Origin of the sequence: Niabella pedocola (assembly GCF_021044425.1) — a bacterium.
Taxonomy (GTDB): Bacteria; Bacteroidota; Bacteroidia; order Chitinophagales; family Chitinophagaceae; genus Niabella; species Niabella pedocola.
Genome location: NZ_JAJNEC010000005.1, coordinates 479,153 through 499,653, shown reverse-complemented (window position 1 = coordinate 499,653; position 20,501 = coordinate 479,153). Strand labels below are relative to the sequence as shown.

Here is a 20,501-nt window from a genome sequence, read left to right as displayed (position 1 = left end):
GGGAAGCCCCTGTTCATTGCGGTTTGCAACCTGATTCTATCATTTAATAATAGACTTTTATGCGGTTTTTTTTTGTTGTTATCGCCTTTTTTGTGTGCGCGCTCACCGATGCCCAACAGTATTATGATGTTACTAAATTCGGCGCAAAAAAAGACAGTAGCGCGAAGGCAACAGCAGCTATTGCCAGGGCCGTGAAGGCTGCGGCTGCAGCAGGTGGGGGCACCGTTTATTTTCCCGCAGGAAAATACCTTACCGGTCCCATTCACTTGAAAAGCAATATCACGATACTGATCGATGCGGGTGCCGAACTGCATTTCAGTGATCATTTTGATGACTACCTGCCCATGGTGGAAAGCCGGTATGAGGGTGTGGATGTGACCAGTTTTTCGCCGTTATTTTATGCAAACGGGGTGGAGCATATCGCAATTACAGGCAGCGGTACCATTTATGGCCATGGCAAAAAATGGTGGGATTTTGTAGAGGGTTATAAAGAGGGGCAGCCACGCTCCAAATGGCAACTGGAATTTGACCGCTTGAATAAGGACATCTTATTGCCGGATGATCCAAAGCAAATGAAGCGCGGTTTTTTACGCCCTCCGTTTATCCAGTTCATGCATTGCAAAAATATCCTTATCCAGGGGATCACTATCCGTAACTCACCCTTCTGGACCATCAATCCGCAATTTTGCGACAATGTAACGGTGCATGCAGTTACGATCATTAACCCGGGCCAGCATGCTCCCAATACGGACGGCATTAACCCCGAAAGCTGCAGGAATGTACATATCAGCGATTGTCATATCAGTGTAGGGGACGACTGTATTACGATTAAATCCGGGAAAGATGCTCCTGGACGCGCAAAAGCCCGTCCCGCGGAAAATTATACCATCACCAATTGCACCATGCTCAGCGGGCATGGAGGAGTGGTAATCGGCAGCGAAATGAGCGGTGGTGTTAAAAAGATCGTGATCAGCAATTGTATTTTTGATGGCACCGACCGCGGCATCCGTATCAAAACAACACGCGGCAGAGGCGGTGTGGTGGAAGATATAAGGGTAAGCAATATTGTGATGAAAAACATCAAGGAGCAGGCGATCGTGCTGGATATGGAATATGCAAAAGTGCCGGAAGAACCCGTGTCGGAACGAACGCCCCGTTTCAGGAATATCCGGTTAAGCAATATCACCGCGTATACCAAAGAGGCATTGTATATAAACGGGCTTAAGGAAATGCCCGTTTCCGAAATTAGTCTGAACGACGTGGTGTTTGAGGCGGAGCGGGGTATTACCCTGAAAAACGCTGAAGATATTTCGTTGAACAACGTGCGGGTGAATACGCAGCTGGGACCGGCATTAAAGGCCGACGTTGCGAAGCGGCTTTCAGTCATTAATTTGGAGGCCAAACAATTGCCGGCGGATGCGCCAATGATATGGCTGAATGATGTAAAAGGTGCACGGATCCAGGATTGCTGGCCGTTTACAAAAGCGGGATTGTTTACCAGAATCACAGGACCGGCTACAGAAAAAATCGTTGTAAAGGACAATCTTGTTGAAGATGCAGCTATTCAAATCGATCCGGAAGTAAAAGCCGGGGAAGTTATTAAGCGTTGAGCGCATGGACATAAAGAAACAAAAACATAAGGGGAAGAAAAAACCTATTCATATATTAGCAACCGAAAACAAAGTTTTTAACGTAAAACCGTCACCAGATCGCCAAAACTGGAAAAAAATGGCATGCTGGTGTCCGCTGGCGAATAAGTATGAAAAAATATTTTTGTTTGGTATTGGCCTTTGTCGCGATCATGCAACCGGGCAACGCACAACATCTGAAGCTTTGGTACGACCGGCCTGCAACCGAGTGGGTAGAAGCATTGCCCATCGGGAACGGTCGCCTGGGCGCGATGGTTTTTGGAGGCGTATCGGATGACCGGATCCAGTTTAACGAAGAAACGCTCTGGTCCGGTGGTCCGAGGGATTATAACCGGAAGGGGGCCTATAAATACCTCGATTCTATACGAGGGTTGTTGTTTGCCGGTAAACAACAGGAAGCGGAAAACCTGGCCGGCCGCGAGTTCCTGGGGTTGAAATCAGCCGAAGGCGACCGCAATGCCTGGGCTACACAGATAAAAAGTATACTGCAACAAAAGAATAATCCTGCTGCGGCTATCTATAACGACCGGAGCTGGAAAACAATCCACGTGCCCAATTACGATGGCTGGGAAAAGGAGGGGCTTGGAGAGCTGGATGGTGCTGTTTGGTTTAGAACTAGCTTTGAGCTGCCGGCAGACTGGAAGGGTAAAACACTGGAACTGGATCTGAACAAGATCGCCGAACAGGACATCACATTTGTCAATGGTATAAAAGTAGGTGCACAGAACAATGGAGAGGCACGGATCTATAAGGTACCTGCTTCTGTGGTGAAGGCAGGTAAGAACAGCATCGCCATACTGGTACTAAACGTTGCCGGTAAGGGCGGAATCCTCGGGTATAAAGATGCTGGTAAAGCAATTGGTATATATCCGGTCGGAAAACCGGATGCTAAATTGCCATTAAATGGCCGGTGGAAGTATTGGATTCAATCCGAAAACGTACCACCCGTAGGCGAATACCAGGCGCGCTATCAGCCTTTTGGGGATATCCATTTTCATTTTGATGTGGATACCGCTTTGGTGACACAATACCGGCGTACGCTCAACCTCAAAGATGCTGCATTAACTACTTCATACAAGAGTGGTGGCACTACATTTACACGTACTTATATTGCGAGTGTTCCCGACCAGGTTATTGCGGTAAACTTTCAGGCAGACAAAGCCGGAGCAATTAATTTTGAAACGGCACTTTCCAGTCCGCACCGGAATTTTATACTCAAAAAAATAGACCCGCAAACGGTGGCGTTGCACATACAGGTTAAAGACGGAGCCTTATTCGGCGAAAGTTATGTGCGTGTAGCTACAAGAAAAGGAAGTATTGACATAAAAGATAATCGCATTATTGTAAAGGGTGCCGATGAAGCTACTGTATGGATAACGGCGGCAACCAATTACCGCAACTATAAAGATGTATCCGGGCAACCGGCGGCGCTTTGTAAAGCAGCATTGCAAAAAATAGGAAAAAAGTCATTTACCTCGGTGCTAAATGATCATATAAAAGAGTACCGGCAATATTTTAATACGCTTTCTGTAGATTTCTTTAACCCATCGCAGGTACAGAATGCCAGTGCTGCATTGCCTACAGACCGGCGGCTGGCGCAGTTTTCACGTTCCGGGGATCCGGAATTTGTTGCATTGTACCTGCAATACGGGCGATACCTGCTGATCAGCAGTTCAAGGCCGGGAACCTATCCGGCAAATTTGCAGGGGATCTGGAACGACCTGTTATCACCACCCTGGGGAAGCAAATACACCACTAATATCAATGCGGAGATGAACTACTGGCCGGCTGAATTGCTGGGGCTTTCGCCCCTGCACAGTGCCTTCTTCAAGATGACGCAGGAAGTAGCTGCATCCGGCCGGGAAACCGCAAAGGAATATTATCATGCGCCGGGATGGGTACTCCACCACAATACAGACCTGTGGCGGGGAACGGCTCCTATCAATGCCTCCGATCATGGCATCTGGGTTACCGGTGGTGCCTGGTTTTGTGAACATCTTTGGGAGCGTTACCTATTTACAAAAGACGAGCGTTTTTTACGGGACACCGCCTATCCCATAATGAAGGACGCTGCCTTGTTCTTTAATAGCTTCCTGGTTAAAGACCCGGTAAGCGGTTATCTGATCAGTACGCCCTCCAATTCTCCGGAGCAGGGTGGACTGGTTGCCGGCCCCACTATGGACCACCAGATCATCCGGGCCCTGTTTAAAAACACCATTGAAGCATCAAAGATCCTGAAGCGGGATGGTGCCTTCCGAAAAGAGCTGGAAGATAAATATTCCCGTATTGCACCCAATAAGATCGGTCGGTACGGCCAGCTGCAGGAATGGATGCAGGATGTGGATGACACTACAAATAAGCATCGGCATGTATCCCATCTCTGGGGTGTATACCCGGGAAATGAGATCAACTGGGAAACCACTCCTGACCTGATGAAAGCTGCCCGTCAATCGCTGATCTATCGCGGTGATGCCGCCACCGGCTGGAGCCTGGGCTGGAAGATCAATCTCTGGGCACGTTTCAAGGATGGCAATCATACTTATAAACTCATACAGATGCTGCTGAGCCCGGCAGGCAGAGGTGCCGGAAGTTATCCCAATTTGTTTGATGCACATCCACCTTTCCAGATCGACGGAAACTTTGGTGGTGCTGCGGGTATCGGCGAAATGCTGGTGCAGTCGCATACCGGGTTTATAGATATCCTGCCCGCCCTGCCCGATGCACTACCCGGTGGCCGCATCAATGGCATTCATGCCCGTGGCGGATTGGTGCTGGATCTGCAATGGGAAAACATGCAGCTTACGGCACTTGTCATAAAGGCCATTGCAGATGGAAGCGTTACTTTGCGTTATAATGGCGTTGTATTGCCTTTTGCTTTTAAAAAGGGAGAAAGTTATAAAGTGAGTCCTGGTTTTAAAACTGTTGAAGCGTTATAACCATCCATTTGTTCCGGCAATACCGTCTAAGAATTCCTTGTGATCTCAGATGCCATCCGGCGGGTAGCCTGGTAATATGGCGCGTTGCCATGATCATTGCAGCAGATTTACCACGTCTTTTTCCCGGCTTTGCGGTGTTACTTTAAGTGTGGCCAGTTTTCCGTTTTTAAAAATTCCTTCTACGGTTGTTTTCCGGGGTGCATGAAGTTTGAATGATACATCCCATTCTTTTGGCCATGCCGGGAACAAATAAAGTGTATCATCAACGGCCTGCAACAGCATTTCCTGCAGACCAATCATACCGGAGCCGCCCCAGTTATGATCCGGCACCCAATCATAGCCTGGCCCCCAGAACGCCGGGAAACGGCGGCCGCTGTCTTTCAGCTTTAAAATCGTTAAACGTTTGGCCTCTGCTGTTAACCCCAGCCGGGCTGCAAAAATATTATCCTGTTTCCACCCCGCAGCGCTTCGGAACTTCAGGGCAAAAGTATCCAGCTGATACGTGTTAACCGCCGTATCCAGCCCCGGCCGGCCTACGCCAAAAATGCCCCAGGGAAAAACGGGATAGAGCATGGGAGACTCGGTATTGTTTACCCGTGCCCAAGCCTGGGCCGGTGCAATGGTGGTTTTTCCCCCGTACTGCATATAAGGGATGGGCGGAATCCTTTTCCTAAAGGATTCGAAATAACGCCGCTCTTCATCGCTGAGATGAACCGGGGCGTTTAGTAATTTTTGAGTCACGGTGCTTAAGGCGGCAATGGTGGAGCTGGCATTATAGGCCATTTTAAACGTTTCGGCTCCGGAACCGGGATAGAGTACCAGGTGGCCCTGCTGGTCAAGCGCTTTATTGCCTCTTTGCCTGGCCAGGTACTGGTAATGTTCGTTAAAAAACACAAGGCAGCTTTTGATCAATGGCAGGTATGCTTCAACAGGTGTTCCCTCGTAATCCTGTGCTTCCAGCAACATCATGCAAAATTCTAACACCGTGTCCCACTCATATTCCAGCCAGGCATTGTATTCCATGCCTGGATCAAACCCCTCCGGCCGCTTCCACCCGTATTCTGTAGGATTGGGCAGGCCGAAATTTTCGATCTGTTCATTAAAATAAGCGCCTTTATGATTCCAGTAATGTTGGGTGCGCAGCTCGGCCGTATGCAATAACCGGTTATAAAAATCAAATTGTGGCTGCATCAGGTCCGCATCCCCGCTTTTAAGCATCGGCCAGTATACCAGGCGCTGGTTCTGTGCCGTAAAGGTACCGCCGCCCCAGTTACGGTGATCGGGTGTGCCGTTGATCGTGCTATCGGTAAAAACCGGGTCTACAGTAAACAGTCCGCCATTGAATTTTGTAGGGTAGGAACCATAGGCATTGGCGGCCAGCATATACCGGAAAAGCTGATAGTTACGTCCGATTTGCCAGGCCGTATCTGCCGGACCCTTTTTATCCGGGTTGATGCAGATATAACTGCGGTTCCAGAATTGCTGCCACCATTTCCGTGTAGCTGCCTGGTCTTCTGCCTCCATACGGCTTTTCTGCACCAGTTGCTGTAATGCATTAAACCAGGTATTGATATTACCGGTTTGTTCATTGTGCAGCACCACCCGCAGTTCATGTTGTTTTTTAGCAATGCTGCTTTTCAGCATCCAGCTTTTAAAAGGCGTATGACTGTAGATGCCATCACCCGTTTTTGCGGCAATAAAACCGGGGCCTTCAATGATACCACCGGAGGTAAGATTTTTGAGCGGATTGAATAAGGCCTGTTTTTCAGTATTCAGTTGTTGCTGCGTTATCGCCGCATCGAATATGGTTGAATCGGCGTTACGGTGAAAAAAGAGAACGTGGTTTCCATCAAAACGAACGGTATCTTTTTTAGTGATTACATTTACATGACCTGCCCATTTCCAGGAATTGGCATTGTTCTCTTTCCCTTTTTGCAGCCGGTCGGCAAACCGCCAGTTCTCATAAACCGCTTCCGTTGTAACGGGAACCGAACTATTGATGGTAATATGGATCACCGGTTGAAAAACAGAGACCCAAACCTTCAGTTCTGCAGTTCCCTTTACATTTTTTGTCCGGATAACTGCGTATCCCTTTTGCAGGTCCAGTTGCTGCTGAAAGGATCCATTTGCAAAAAGATCGGGGTATAACCGGATCCGCAGGCGACCACCTTTTAAAAAGGTATTGTTTTCATCAAAGGCACCGCTGCGCGAAAAGTAGAGGAGTGCCTCATTATTTTCTACCCACAAATTGGTGCCGATAGATCCTCCGCCAACGGGCATAGACTCCGATGCATTCCTGCTTTGTGTATTCCACACTACCGCATAATCCTGTATCCCTAACTGTGCAGTAGTGGCGTTTGCCAGCGTAAAGAGGCTGATACAGAGGAGAAAGCGAAACATGATGGATAATTGTTATTGATACAATTATAAAAGTAAATCAAATATCCTTTTGATACCGGTTTTTAGTCTTTATTTTTGCGGATAGATACCGGCTCCGGATGTTCATCATCCGGAGCCGCATCATATTGCGATTGCTGCCGGTTGTCACAAATACGGCGTTAAAGTTGACGGTAAGCTAAAAGTTTATTATTATTGACCCGGTTTTTTGCCTACAAATATGGAACAAGCAGAAAAGAAGCAGGGATCTTTTAAGAATATCTGGTACGGCATCGGACGTAAACGGATCGAAATCCCGTTTCCGGTGCTCCGCGATAAAATGCTGAAGGACCCATTGCTGAATAGCTTATATATCTACAGCCTGGGATTTTATCCCAATGCCAAGGCGCATTTTACTAAACGGAAGAAAGGGCTGCCCGGAAATATGTTGTTTTATTGTGTGGATGGCCATGGTTTTTTTGAATATGGCGGCGCACATTTTGATGTGGGTCCTAACGAATTTTTTATGCTCCCCTGTAATGAAGCCCATGCGTACGGGTCTGCTGATAAAGATCCCTGGAGCATTTACTGGATGCATATCGGCGGAATGAACCTGCCCTATTTTAACGAGATGAATGCCGTAAAGGACAGCTTTAAACCTACGCGGGTAAAAGACAACGGGGAGATCCCCGCACTTTTCAATAAAATGTATGAGGCACTGGAGTTGGGTTATAGCGCAGACAACCTGTATTTTGCAAACCTCGGGCTACGACAGTTCCTTTCCTATTTTATATACAACAGCCGGCATTATCCCGTTGTGGAAAAAAAAGAGCTGGACGCCGTGGACAGTGCCATTTTATATATGCAGGAACGCCTGCAGGAAAGCATTACCCTAAAAGACCTGAGCCGGCACTCCAATTACTCCGTGTCCCGCTTCTCCAATTTGTTCAAGCAAAAGACGGGGTATGCTCCCATGGATTACTTTATGCAGATGAAAATTCAGCAAGCCTGCCAATTGCTCGACTTTACGGATAAGGCGATTAAAGATGTTGCTATCACTATGGGTTTTGACGACCCTTATTATTTTTCAAAACGATTTAAACAGGTTATTGGAATGCCCCCTTTAAAATACAGGGCAATTAAAAAAGATTAAAAAAGGTTATGAGAAAATTGAACGTAGTCGGACTCTTTATTGTATTGGTAATGTTATCATGCGCCCGGAAAAGTGCGCCTGCAAAGAGTGCTGGTATGGATGCCATCACTTTTATGTCGTATAATGTGCATCATTGTAATCCACCGTCAAAGCCAGGTATTATCGATCTGGATGCGATTGTGCGGGTAATCAAAAAGGAAAATCCGGATGTGGTAGCCCTGCAGGAGATTGATGTAAACACCGGGCGTTCCGGCAAGATCAACCAGGCGGCCCTGTTATCGCAGAAGACCGGGTATCATGCCTTTCACTTTTCAAAATCGATCGATCATGACGGTGGGGATTATGGGATCATGATCCTTTCGAAATATCCGTTATCAGATATGTCAACCCATAAATTGCCTACAGATCCTGCAACCGGTGGAGAACCAAGAGTGTTATCCTTGGCGGTAGTAACATTGCCGGGCGGAAAAAAAATAAGAGTAGCCTCAACACACCTGGATTTTCATGGTAAAACAAATGGTAAATTACAGATGACGGAAGTAAACCGGATCCTTGCGGATGAAACGCTGCCGGTGATTATTGGCGGCGATTTTAATGCTACCGAGAAAAGTGAGACTATTCAACTGTTGGACAAGGCATTTACCCGCACCTGTAAAAACTGTGCGTTCACAATAGAAGAAGGTAAAGAAAAACAGGCTATCGACTTTATCGCATATAAACCCGGTACGGCATTTTCAGTGCTTTCTCATCGTGTAGTGGAGGAGGATTATGCTTCGGATCATCGCCCCGTACAGGCCGTACTTAAAATAGGTTTTTAAATCATCATTAAACGACTTGCCCCGGGCAACGTCAAAATACAGGATGGGTACAAATCAATCCCGTCTGGAATGAAACCGGTTCTTATGCGTAAAATACTTCTTTTTTCCTGTCTGTTGTGGGTGTTCGGCGTTTGGGCACAACCTGCTAAACAGCGGCCCAATATTATTTTTATCCTGGTAGATGACCTGGGCTACGGAGATGTGGGTGTTTTTCATCAGAATGCGCGGAAGGCATTGAAAGATCCGGCGGTGCCTTTTATGGTAACGCCATCCCTGGACAGGATGGCGTCCGGCGGGGCGGTATTTACACAGCAATATGCCAATGCCCCGGTGTGTGTATCATCCCGGTCATCGTTGTTGACCGGTGTTACGCAGGGGCATGCCGTGATACGCAACAATCAGTTTGACCGGGCACTTGAGGATAACTATACCATCGCATCCACGCTGAAAGCGGTGGGATACAGCACCGTGGCTATTGGAAAATGGGGATTGCAGGGAACCGGTAAGAATGACTGGCCGGGACATCCGCTGAAAAGAGGCTTTGACAATTACTACGGTTACATACGGCATAGTGACGGGCATGAGCATTATCCCAAAGAAGGGTTGTACCGGAAAACAAAAGAAGTGTATGATAACACGGTAAATGTTACGGAAGGACTGGATAAATGTTACACAGGTGATCTCTGGACGGCCCGTGCCAAGCAATGGATCATTGATTATAAAAAGGGAAAAAAAGGCGCACCGTTCTTTATGTACCTGGCGTATGATACACCACATGCAGTGATCGAGCTGCCTACACAGGCATATCCGGCGGGCGGTGGACTTACCGGAGGATTGAAGTGGACGGGGAAGCCGGGGCATATGATCAACACGGCTTCCGGGGAAATTGATTCCTGGATGGCGCCTGAGTTTAAAAATGCGCAATACCTGGATAAAGCTACGGGTAAAATGACGCCCTGGCGGGATGTGAATAAACGTTATGCTACGGTAATACAGCGTTTAGATGCGCAGGTGGGCGACTTGCTGCAATTGCTGAAGGATCTGAAGATCGATGAAAATACCATTGTAGTCTTTACTTCCGACAATGGGCCTTCACAGGAATCGTATCTGAAAGAGGACTATACGCCCGAGTTCTTCCAGGGTTACGGACCCTTTGACGGTATTAAACGGGACCAATGGGAGGGAGGCATGCGTACGCCAACGATTGTACAGTGGAAGGGAACCATAAATGGTGGCAAAACAGTGCTGCAGCCTTCTTTCTTGTCAGACTGGATGCCCACACTGCTCGATGCAGCCGGTTTGGCAGCTCCTGCGAGAACGGACGGCGTATCGCTGCTACCGGCTCTTACGGGTAAAGGCATACAGCAACAACAAACACTTTATTCGGAATATTTTTTTGATGGGAAAACACCCGGCTATACCGATTTTGAACAAAATCACCGGAACCGGATGCGGAACCAGATGCAATTCATCCGGGAGGGTGATTATGTAGGCGTACGCTATGATATCAGGAGCAGCGATGATGATTTTGAGATTTATAATGTAGTAAAGGATCCGAAGGAAAAGCAAAACCTGGCAACGGAACTTCCGGAATTGCAAAAAGCATTAAAGGAGAAAGTGCTACAGATGCGGCTGCGCTCTGATGAAGCCCCGCGTCCCTATGACAGTGTAGCCATTCCTTCCGTTTCTGAAAAAGGGGTAAAAAAAGGGCTCCGATACGAACTTTATAAGGGAAGGTTTTTATGGGTGCCTAAAACTGCTGTACTGAAAACGGTAAAATCGGGTACAGGTGATCTGAAGACCATTCAAAATGTTTTATCCAATGTTGATGCCGGTACCTTCGGTGGGTATATCCGTGTACCGGCTGATGGTGCCTATACTTTTTATCTGAAAACAACGGGAAAAGCGTTTGTGCGGCTACATGATATTGCCCTGTTAGATGCGGATTATGGCTATGCCCCCGGAACAGAAGTAAACAAAACACTTTTACTTAAAGCCGGACTTCATCCCATTCGCCTGTTGTTTAAAAGAGCAGGCCAAAATGCAAAGGCTGAATTATACTGGAGTGGACCGGGATTTGAAAAGCGGTTGTTAACCTCCGCGGATTTTTATTAGACAGCGGTGGTATTAACGGTGCTCCGGCTGCATTGCCAGTGCATTTGGTAAACCTTTTTTAAAAATACACAACGATATATGTTTTGCAGAACCATCGGACTGCTGCTGCTTGCAGGCATTTGCCTTGGAGCAGGCGCGCAGACCCGGCCGAATATCATACTGATCCTTGCAGATGACCTGGGGTATATGGATTGTGGCTTTACCGGCAGTAAGATTTTTCAAACCCCGGTGATCGATGGATTGTCCCGCAGTGGAATGGTATTTACCCAGGCGTATGCGGCTGCGGGAAACTGCGCTCCGTCGCGGGCCTGTTTAATGAGCGGGCTTTATACACCCCGGCATGGTGTGTATGCGGTAGGCAGCACCGTCCGCGGGCCAAAGGACCAGATGCGTTTGTTGCCGGTTCCTAATAACAACAGTCTCCGGCCGGGTATCACTACCATGGCTGAGGCATTAAAGGCAAAAGGATATGCAACGGGCTTATTTGGCAAATGGCACCTGGGAAAGGAAACGGCTACCGGTCCGCAAGCCCAGGGTTTTGATGCATATGTAGATACGCGGCTGCCCAACCCCAATAAACGAAGAAATGAACCGGAGGATCCGAAGGGGATCTTTTCCCTGACGGCGGCCGCTTTAAATTTCATCGAAAAAAACAGGCAACAGCCGTTCTTTGTTTTTCTATCGCATCATGCCATTCATTCGGCACAGGAAGCCCGTCCCGCAAGCATTGAGCGATTCCGGAACCTGGGGCTAACCGGGCGGCAGGCGCTGTATGCTGCCTGTGTGTATGACCTGGATGAAAGTATCGGAAACGTGAAACAATACCTGGAAACGGCAGGATTGGCGTCAAACACACTGGTGATCTTTACCAGCGATAACGGGGCCACACCGGAATCTTCGCAGGAGCCGCTGCGGGGGAATAAGGGATGTTATTATGAAGGGGGGATCCGGGAACCTTTTATCGCATACTGGCCGGGGAAAATAAAACCGGGCACTAATGCTGCACCGGTGATCAATATCGATCTGTATCCCACTTTTCTTGAACTGGCCGGAGGACCTGCTTCAAACCTGGATGGGGAGAGCCTTTTACCGTTGCTGACAGGGAACGCAACCCATACCCGGCGGCCGGCCCTGTTCTGGCATTTCCCCGGTTATCTGGATCAGCCGGTGATCCGCGGAAGAGATCAGGTGTTTCGCTCAAGACCTGTTACCGTGATCCGGAAGGGCGACTGGAAGCTGCACCTGTATCATGAAGAATGGCTGCTGGATGGTGGCCGGGCGGCAATGGACCAGAACAACGCTATCGAATTATACAATTTGAAAACCGATGAGGGGGAACATGAGAACCTGGCCGGGGTCAATAAAGCCAAACGGAACGAACTGCTTGATGATCTGTTGCAATGGATGCAGACCACAAAGGCGCCCCTGCCACAGCGGCTAAAAGACCGTAAACAGCTGAATCAACAAGGCAGCGAAGAGGGGGAATAAAGTTTTTTCCGCAAATGGGAGCTGGATATTTTCGCACAGGCTGCATCGATTTACACGGCGGCTGTATAACAACTTCCATAGGAGGCATTGGAAATGCTGTGGGCATCCGTGAAGTTCCGTGAGCAGACCGTACCTCGCGGCGGCTACTTTGTTGTAGGGCCAGCTACTCTCAGCACCCCGTTTTTATCAATGTTCATCGGGTCGATAAACACCACCCGCTCATCGCCCGTTTTGCTGGTGCGGGCATGATATACGCAATACATTTGTTGACCATCGGGCGAAAACGTAATGCTGTTATGGCCCGTTCCGGTAACGATTCCGCCCGATTCCACATTCTTCTGCAACACCGGGTTGTTGGCTGCTTTTTTAAAAGGCCCCAGCGGGCTTTTGGAAGTAGCGTAGCCCACCGCATAATTCTTACCACCAAAATAATTGGCGGAATACATCATATAATAAAGATTCCGGTGCTTAAAAATAAAGGAGCCTTCTGTCCAGCGGCGGTTCACTTCCTTTGAAGTAACGGAACGGCTTTCCCATTCCGACTGCCGGTCGTTCATTTTAACGGGCGGGCGCAGCAACAGCACAGGTTCGCCAATGACCCCGCTGAAATCCGGCCTCAATTCCACACCATATACCCAGCTCTCTTCAACCTCGTTAAACCAGCCCTTCTTGCGCGCCCAATCGGCGATCTCACTTTTTACCGGGTGTTTATAACAGCAACGGGAATAATAAAGGTATATTTTCCCGTCAGGTTCAAACAAAACATTGGCGTCGATAATGGGATACCCAGGATCAAAAACGGGACGGTTATGCAGATCGACAAATGGGCCTGTTGGCTTGTCTGCAACGGCAACCCCGATTTTAAAATTTTCCAGCTCATTGGCAGGGTTTTCCTTCCATTGCGCGCTGTAGAACAAATAGAATTTTCCATTGCGTTCATAAACCTCCGGCGCCCAGAATGAATGAATGCCCCAACCGTTTTTATTATCGCCGGAATAGACCTGGCCTTCCGCTTTCCAGTTAACCAGGTCGGTTGAAGAATACGCACTGAATCCTTTTTTTGCACCACCGCCGGTGCCATACATATAATATTTATCTCCTTTTACATGCAATACATAAGGATCTCCAAATTGCACGGGCAATGGATTATGGGATAACCCGGGTTTACTTTGTGCCGGCGCTACCTGGAAGAACAGGAGCAAGAGGAAAAAGGAGAATAGTCGTTTCATAATAAAATAAATTTAATGGGATGCCTGTACATTTTTTTGCCAGTTGCGTAATGCAGTGTCCAAACCGGCCACTCTTGAAGGATATTTTGCAGACAGATCGGTTTGCTCACCGGGATCCTCGTCCAGGTTATATAATTCTTTATGCCCGTCATCAAAAAAGGAGATCAGTTTCCAGGCCCCGCTGCGGATACTTCCGGCAGAACGTCCGCCTAAAAAATGCGGTTGGTCCAGCGGATAATGCCAGTAAAAATTCCTCGGAGGTAACGCAGCCTGCGGGTTCCCGAACAAGGGCACGAATGAAATACCGTCCAACGGCTGATGATTGCCTGCGCCGCCCGTTAATGCCATCAACGTGGGATAAATATCATAATTGGCCAGTGGTTGTTTACAAACGGCATTTGCTTTTATGTTCCCGGGCCACCAGGCAATAAAGGGCTCGCGAACGCCCCCCTCGTATAACGTACTTTTACCGCCGCGCAACGGCGCATTGGTAGTGATGGTGGTTTCCCCGCCATTGTCGCTGGTAAAAATAAGGAGTGTGTTCTGATCCAGTCCTAATTCCTTAAGCAAGCTTACAATAGCGGCTACACCGTCATCAATTGTTTTCAGCTGTGCAGCCAGGTGCGGGTTGTTCCCGGAAGCCTTTGATCCGGCCGGCCATTTGTTATAAGGATCATTTCCGGGGTTTTGTTGGGTGGGAGGGCTGCTGCCTGCATTCTTTTTTTGCTGAAAATGCCGCACCAGCCCGGGTTTACCGTGTACCGTTGTATGTACAGCATAATGACTAAGGAAGAGAAAGAAGGGCTGCTTCCCGTTCCGCCTGATGAATCCGAGCGCTTCCTCGTTCTGCCGGTCGGTAATAAACTCCTGTGGCCCGGGCAGCTGCTTCCGGATCTCACGGTTGAAATCATACGGGTAAAAATAGGTTCCTTCGCCGATACCGCGGTTTTCGCTAACCAGCACTTCATCAAAACCATGCTGATCCGGAAGCGTTTCTTCCGGGGCACCTTCTTTGATATAGCCCGACAAATGCCATTTGCCCACGATACCGGTACGATAACCCTGTGCTTTCAACAGCTCGGCGAGCGTTACATAACTGGTATCCAGGTGCCGGGCGGCCCTGGGACGCAGATAATCTGTAATACCGATGCGTGCCGGGTATTGCCCCGTCATCAATGCCGCGCGGTAGGGCGAACAAACCGGTGCGGCCGCATAAAAGCTGGTGAACCGCATCCCTTCCCGGGCAAGCCGGTCCAGTGCGGGCGTTTCGTTAAAGCTGTTGCCATAACAACCCAGCTCACTGTAGCCCAGGTCGTCTGCAAGGATAAAGATAATATTGGGCTGTTGCTGTGCCCTGGAATAAAAGGCCAACAAAAGCAAAAAAAGGATTATATGATATTTCAACCGGCAAAAGCGCATGCACGTACTGTATTCCTTCCCGCAATATAAACAACTCTTTCTGATCTGGGCTCCGTAAACAGGGCATACCGCTGTAACAAATGTCGCAACTGCTGTAACAAATGTGGAAAAAACAATTTTGACGGCTGGTTTCTTGGTGGAAAAAATAAAAGTCTACTAAATTTGTGGACTTTTATTTTTCACCAAACAATTTTAAACGGACATGAAGACTCTTGTTCTAAAAGGATGTTCCGCGGCTGTTTGGCCGCCGGAGAACGATAAGACAATTATTACAGCAATGCCTACAATAATGACAGTATGCGGCAACGGCTGTTGTTATATTGCAGCTACGATTGCAGCACATATCGCTGGTACACCGCACCCCATCTTTTTATTGAATTGCTAAAATGTCATTATGAGAATTGTAGGATTATTAAAATGCAGGGTTTCAGAATGCCGGAAACAGTTGCTGATCCTGTTGGCCGTTATGCTTACAGGTATTAGTACAATGGCACAGGATAACCGGATCCGGGTAACCGGAACCATAAAAAATTTATTGGGAGACCCGGTACCGGATGCTTCCATTGTTGTGAAGGGCCGCAGTGCGGGCACCACCTCCAAACCAGACGGAACGTTTTCGCTCAATATGCCCGGGAACGCAGTATTGGTTATTTCGCATGCACAGTACAAGCGGGTGGAAGTAGCAGTGCGCAATAAAACACAATTGTTTATTACCCTCGATTCCACCATATCGGATATGGATGAAGTGGTGGTGGTGGGATACGGGCAGCTTAAAAAAAGCGATGTGACGGGTGCCATCAGCAAACTGGACCTGGACAAGGAAATGGACAACCGCTTTGTATCGGTGACGGAGGCCTTGCAGGGGCGTATGGCCGGCGTACAGATCATTAACAATACCGGTGAACCTGGTGGGGGCGTTACCTTCAATATCCGGGGAAAAACCTCTGTGACCGGTGATAACCAGCCGCTGATCGTAATTGACGGGCAGCCGGTGGAATCGAGCTACGGATCTACGAAAGCCGGTATGGGAGTAGACGGCGGACTGGATATATCGGCCGCAAATCCGCTGGCCTCCCTGAATCCGAATGACATTGCCTCCGTGGATGTGCTGAAGGACGCATCTTCAACGGCTATTTATGGTTCAAGGGGTGCCAACGGAGTGGTATTGATCACCACCAAGTCTGGCAAGGCCGGCAATAACGGCCGGGATAAACTCACCTATACCACCCGATTTGATTGGAGCAGCCTGCCCAAACAGATAAAAATGCTGGGTGCCCGTGATTTTATGACCTATAAAAACGAAGCAAACCTGAATGACGGCAAGGATTCGGTGTATACACAACATGTAATGGACTCGATACTGGCCGCAGGCGTTAGCATGAACTGGCAGGACGCAATTTATGAAACGGCATTGTCCCAGGACCACCAGATCTCCTTATCCGGCCGGGATGGGCGTAATGACTACCTGGTAAGCGGCAATTATTCAGACCAGCGGGGGATCATTAAAAATGCCCAGTATAAACGTTATGGTTTCCGGGCTAATTTTTCGCGGCAGGTAAATGATAAACTGAAGATCAGCATTAAGAACTATTTTTCAATGGCAGACCGGTACTACGGACAGCAATCGAACTGGACGGGCATCATGGGCTCCTCTGCTGTGATGGGCGCATTGGTTACCAATCCGCTGCAGGAGCCTTTTGAAGCGGATGGGGATCTGGATGAAACCTTTGCAAACAACCCGGTACTGGTAACCACCCTGGTAAAGGATAAAACGCAGATCCGCACGCTGATCAGCAACCTGAGTGTGGATTATGAAATTACAAAAGGCCTGAAATATACCCTTCGCGCCGGTTTGAACGATATGTATTCGCTGCGGAATGTATATTATCCGCGTGGTACGTTTGTGGGTAATACGGCTCCCAATGGATATGCTACGCGTGCCGATAATTCCAATACCAACTACCTGGCTGATCACCTGTTTACCTACCGGAAGGTGCTGGATCAAAAACACTCGCTGAATATTGTGGCCGGTTATTCCTACCAGCGCTGGGTCAATAAATCGACGAGTGTAACCAATATGAATTTTCCTTCGGACCAGATGACCTACTACAATTTTAACAGTGCATTATCGCCCGGAAGATTCCTCACCAATGGTCCGCGGAACAAGGTGCTCCAGTCCTTCCTCGGCCGGGTCAATTATACGTATGACCAGCGGTATGTGATAATGCTTACCGGAAGGGCGGATGGATCATCCCGTTTGGCACCCGGTAATAAGTGGAATTTCTTCCCGGCAGTAGGATTGGGATGGAATGCTTCCAATGAGGCCTTTTTTGAACCCTGGAAAAAAACAGTGTCTACACTGAAGTTCCGTGCCAGTTATGGCGTCAGCGGTAATGAGAACGTGGCCATCGGTGCCACGCAGGCCAAGTACGGGATCGACTATGTAGTACTGGGAAGCGGCATTGCGCCTGGTTATGTGCTCAGCGATTTTCAGAACCCCAACCTGGGCTGGGAGAATACAAAACAACTGAATATCGGGATGGATCTTTCATTTTTAAAAGACCGCCTGAGCCTTTCGATCGATTACTATAAAAAGAATACGACGGACCTGCTCATCAACCTCGCCCTGCCCAGTTCCTCCGGTTACAGCGATATGTTTACCAATATCGGGGAGGTGCTTAACAAGGGGGTGGATGTGGAAGCCAGTTACAATGTATTCAACAAAGGACCGTTTACCTGGAATATCTCCGCTAATTTCTCCAAATATTCCAATAAGGTATTGGATATGGGATCGCTGGGCATTACTTATGGCCGCGTTTATGTGGTGGCCGGGGCCATTATCCTGAGTCAGCCTCTGCAGGTAGCAAAGGTGGGTGATCCCATTTCCTCCTTCTGGGGCTATAAGACCGACGGCATTTACCAAACACAGGAAGAAGTGGACGCCGGACCTGAAAAAGGAAAGGCAAAACCCGGCATGACGCGGTTTGTGGATGTGAACGGAGACGGGCAGATCACCGAGGATGATAAGACGATTATAGGGAACCCGGCGCCTGATTTTACCTATGGAATGAGTCATGAGTTTACGTATAAGAATTTTTCCTTTGGTTTTAATATCATCGGAAGTAAAGGCAACCAACTCATCAACCTGAACCAGTGGATGGTGGGCGCCAACAATACCAGTGGTAATTTCAATGCCACACAGGAAGCCTGGGATCAGCGCTGGACGGGCCCCGGGACCAGCAATCGGTATACAAGGCCTACCAACAATACCATCCGCTTTTCCCAGCGGTTCCCCGATTGGATGGTGGAGGATGCTTCCTTCCTGCGGATCCAGACGGTACGCCTGGGTTATGCTTTCAATTTGAAAAAGAAGGCGCCCATCCAGGGACTGCGGGTATTTGTGTCTGCCACAAACCTCTACACGTTTACCAATTATTCCTGGTATGATCCGAACATCAATGCGTTCGACAGCGATGCGCTCGGCAGTGGTATGGATTATGGTACGTTGCCACTGCCCCGTACGTTCTCGGCAGGATTGGAACTGGGCTTATGATCATTCATTCATAGTATAAAAAAGAATTCATGAAATATATTATTGCATTACTGCTGACAGCTGTTGTACTGGGAGGCTGCAGTTTAAAGGAAGACCTGCTCGATGTACCCACGCCGGCTACCATCAACAGCGAACGGGACCTGGAAGTGGTGGTTAAAGGATTGTACGCCCGCCTGAATAACTCCAATGCCTTTAAGTTCAGAGGAATGGCCATGTTGTTTCTTTCTGCAGATGATCTGTATGCAGCTGCATCCGGTGAGTTGCTGCCTTTTTCGGACCGCACTCTTACCTCGGTAAATGTGTCCGGCTTTTGGAGTGTTTTATATTTTACCATCGGCAGTGCCAATGATCTGATCGCCCAGCTCGATACAAAGGAACTGGATGCCGCAGCAGAGCAGCGTGCCTACGGCGATGCGTATTTTATAAGAGCGTTCTGTTATTATTACCTGGTTCGTTTATATGGCGGCGTACCATTGCGGCTGAATGCCACCGATGTAAGTTCCGATTTTTACCTGCCCCGAAGTCCGGTGGAGGCGGTGTATACCCAGATCTTTTCGGATCTGGAAAAAGCGGCAGCGCTGTTGCCCCTGGCAAAAAATATACCGGCGGCGGAGCTGGGCCGTGCTTCCAAAGGTGCGGCACAGGCTATTCATGCCCAGGCGGCACTAACGTGCGGCAATCAACTGGCGTTAAAAGGGCAGGATGGAAACGCGTACTACCGGAAAACGATCACCTATGCCGATTCCGTGATACAAAGTAACCAGTACCAGCTGGTGGGTAATTATAAAGACCTGTTTGATATCAACCGGGAAAGCGATGCCTATAACGAAGTGATCTTTGGCGTGCGGTTCATGGTAGATCAGCAGGACCGTGCCCAGCCTGCGGCGGGTTCAGAGTTTGCACTGCGCTTTGGTGCACCCAATACGCACCAGGTTTGCGGCAATCCGCCCAACGGAGCGGGGGATGGCTCTATGCGGGTGATGCCCTGGGTAGCGGATTATTACCGCACCGGCGATTATGATTCGGTGATCAATGGGATAAAGGTAATCGATTACCGGAATGAGGGGGCCTTTTTTCAGAAAGGGTATAACGTTACACAAAAAAAATATTATGCCGTTTACCCCAATCTCCCTGCGGCGGATGAAGGCAATATTACCACGCCATTGATCAGCAAATACATTGATCCCAATGGTAAAGACGGTCGCAATAACGGGAATGATTTTTTTGTGATCCGCTTTGCGGAGGTCTACCTGATAAAAGCAGAAGCGGAAAACGAATTGAACGGGCCTACTGCAACGGCACTGGAAGCCTTCAACAAGGTAAGAGCAAGGGCAAGGAATGCGAATGGAACCCAGCGGGCCGTACCGGCCGATATTGTACCTGGGTTATCCAGGGATGCATTCCGGATGAAGATCTTTGACGATCGGGGTCTTGAACTGGTGGGGGAAGGACAGCGCTGGTTTGATCTTGTTCGTATGCGCAGCCCGCTGAGCCCGGCACAAACCATGTTCGAATACCAGTTCAAAGAAGTGCTGTTAAAATACCCGCAGAAGATGCCGACGTATAATACGACCACCAAAAAGTATTCCAATGAATTTGCTGTTAACGCGCCACAAATGAGTATTGAGATTCCCAAGAACCTGTTATACCCGTTACCCGCCGATGAGATTACGCAAAATCCGAATATCGGAACGGCCAATCAGAATCCCGGATGGTAATTTTAAACCCATGCATCAAAAGAAGGTCTAACTTTAAATTTAAATAA

At 48.6% G+C, this 20,501-nt stretch carries 11 protein-coding genes; 8 read left to right on the top strand and 3 right to left on the bottom strand.

Annotated features, from left to right (window positions below; genetic code table 11):
* The first annotated feature begins 59 nt into the window (after positions 1-59).
* Together LQ567_RS09765 and LQ567_RS09760 are read left to right on the top strand one after the other, a co-directional pair.
* A complete protein-coding gene (locus LQ567_RS09765; RefSeq protein WP_231004318.1) occupies positions 60-1,610 on the top strand; it encodes a glycoside hydrolase family 28 protein in 1,551 nt (516 codons plus the stop codon).
* A gap of 149 nt (positions 1,611-1,759) precedes the next feature.
* Positions 1,760-4,585 carry a glycoside hydrolase family 95 protein gene (locus LQ567_RS09760; protein ID WP_231004317.1) on the top strand — a complete coding sequence of 942 codons (2,826 nt, stop codon included), beginning with the start codon at positions 1,760-1,762 and terminating at the stop codon, positions 4,583-4,585.
* 93 nt (positions 4,586-4,678) lie between these two features.
* Here the strand turns inward: LQ567_RS09760 and LQ567_RS09755 are convergent, their stop codons facing one another.
* Positions 4,679-6,985 carry a DUF5703 domain-containing protein gene (locus LQ567_RS09755; RefSeq protein ID WP_231004316.1) on the bottom strand — a complete coding sequence of 769 codons (2,307 nt, stop codon included), beginning with the start codon at positions 6,983-6,985 and terminating at the stop codon, positions 4,679-4,681.
* Positions 6,986-7,202: 217 nt separating this feature from the next.
* On the opposite strand from LQ567_RS09755, the gene LQ567_RS09750 reads away from it, so the two are divergent.
* The 4 genes from LQ567_RS09750 (at position 7,203) to LQ567_RS09735 (ending at position 12,535) form a co-directional block, all read left to right on the top strand.
* Positions 7,203-8,114 carry an AraC family transcriptional regulator gene (locus LQ567_RS09750; RefSeq protein ID WP_231004315.1) on the top strand — a complete coding sequence of 304 codons (912 nt, stop codon included), beginning with the start codon at positions 7,203-7,205 and terminating at the stop codon, positions 8,112-8,114.
* An 8-nt stretch (positions 8,115-8,122) separates the two neighbouring features.
* Positions 8,123-8,932, top strand: coding sequence for an endonuclease/exonuclease/phosphatase family protein (locus tag LQ567_RS09745; protein ID WP_231004314.1), 810 nt, complete (start codon positions 8,123-8,125; stop codon positions 8,930-8,932).
* Positions 8,933-9,016: 84 nt separating this feature from the next.
* Positions 9,017-11,047: a sulfatase-like hydrolase/transferase gene (locus tag LQ567_RS09740; protein WP_231004313.1), complete on the top strand. Its 2,031-nt coding sequence runs from the start codon at positions 9,017-9,019 to the stop codon at positions 11,045-11,047.
* Positions 11,048-11,125: 78 nt separating this feature from the next.
* Positions 11,126-12,535 (top strand): sulfatase, encoded by a 1,410-nt coding sequence (locus LQ567_RS09735; RefSeq protein WP_231004312.1) that lies wholly within the window; start codon positions 11,126-11,128, stop codon positions 12,533-12,535.
* Positions 12,536-12,678: 143 nt separating this feature from the next.
* On the opposite strand, the gene LQ567_RS09730 is transcribed toward LQ567_RS09735, so the two are convergent.
* Together LQ567_RS09730 and LQ567_RS09725 are read right to left on the bottom strand one after the other, a co-directional pair.
* The gene (locus LQ567_RS09730; RefSeq protein WP_231004311.1) at positions 12,679-13,764 is read right to left on the bottom strand and encodes a glycoside hydrolase family 43 protein; all 1,086 of its coding nucleotides are present in this window, start codon (positions 13,762-13,764) and stop codon (positions 12,679-12,681) included.
* Positions 13,765-13,776: 12 nt separating this feature from the next.
* Entirely contained in the window at positions 13,777-15,144 is a 1,368-nt protein-coding gene (locus LQ567_RS09725; protein WP_231004310.1) for a sulfatase, read from the bottom strand.
* 433 nt (positions 15,145-15,577) lie between these two features.
* Here LQ567_RS09725 and LQ567_RS09720 point away from each other — a divergent pair, with 433 nt between their 5' ends.
* Together LQ567_RS09720 and LQ567_RS09715 are read left to right on the top strand one after the other, a co-directional pair.
* Entirely contained in the window at positions 15,578-18,736 is a 3,159-nt protein-coding gene (locus LQ567_RS09720; protein WP_231004309.1) for a SusC/RagA family TonB-linked outer membrane protein, read from the top strand.
* Between the two features lie 29 nt (positions 18,737-18,765).
* Positions 18,766-20,454: a RagB/SusD family nutrient uptake outer membrane protein gene (locus tag LQ567_RS09715; RefSeq protein ID WP_231004308.1), complete on the top strand. Its 1,689-nt coding sequence runs from the start codon at positions 18,766-18,768 to the stop codon at positions 20,452-20,454.
* The last annotated feature ends 47 nt before the right edge of the window (positions 20,455-20,501 follow it).

Bases quoted from the DNA above. Each gene is read 5' to 3' on its own strand.
- LQ567_RS09765 (WP_231004318.1), top strand. From the start codon at position 60: ATGCGGTTTTTTTTTGTTGTTATCGCCTTTTTTGTGTGCGCGCTCACC.
- LQ567_RS09760 (WP_231004317.1), top strand. From the start codon at position 1,760: ATGAAAAAATATTTTTGTTTGGTATTGGCCTTTGTCGCGATCATGCAA.
- LQ567_RS09755 (WP_231004316.1), bottom strand. From the start codon at position 6,985: ATGTTTCGCTTTCTCCTCTGTATCAGCCTCTTTACGCTGGCAAACGCC.
- LQ567_RS09750 (WP_231004315.1), top strand. From the start codon at position 7,203: ATGGAACAAGCAGAAAAGAAGCAGGGATCTTTTAAGAATATCTGGTAC.
- LQ567_RS09745 (WP_231004314.1), top strand. From the start codon at position 8,123: ATGAGAAAATTGAACGTAGTCGGACTCTTTATTGTATTGGTAATGTTA.
- LQ567_RS09740 (WP_231004313.1), top strand. From the start codon at position 9,017: ATGCGTAAAATACTTCTTTTTTCCTGTCTGTTGTGGGTGTTCGGCGTT.
- LQ567_RS09735 (WP_231004312.1), top strand. From the start codon at position 11,126: ATGTTTTGCAGAACCATCGGACTGCTGCTGCTTGCAGGCATTTGCCTT.
- LQ567_RS09730 (WP_231004311.1), bottom strand. From the start codon at position 13,764: ATGAAACGACTATTCTCCTTTTTCCTCTTGCTCCTGTTCTTCCAGGTA.
- LQ567_RS09720 (WP_231004309.1), top strand. From the start codon at position 15,578: ATGAGAATTGTAGGATTATTAAAATGCAGGGTTTCAGAATGCCGGAAA.
- LQ567_RS09715 (WP_231004308.1), top strand. From the start codon at position 18,766: ATGAAATATATTATTGCATTACTGCTGACAGCTGTTGTACTGGGAGGC.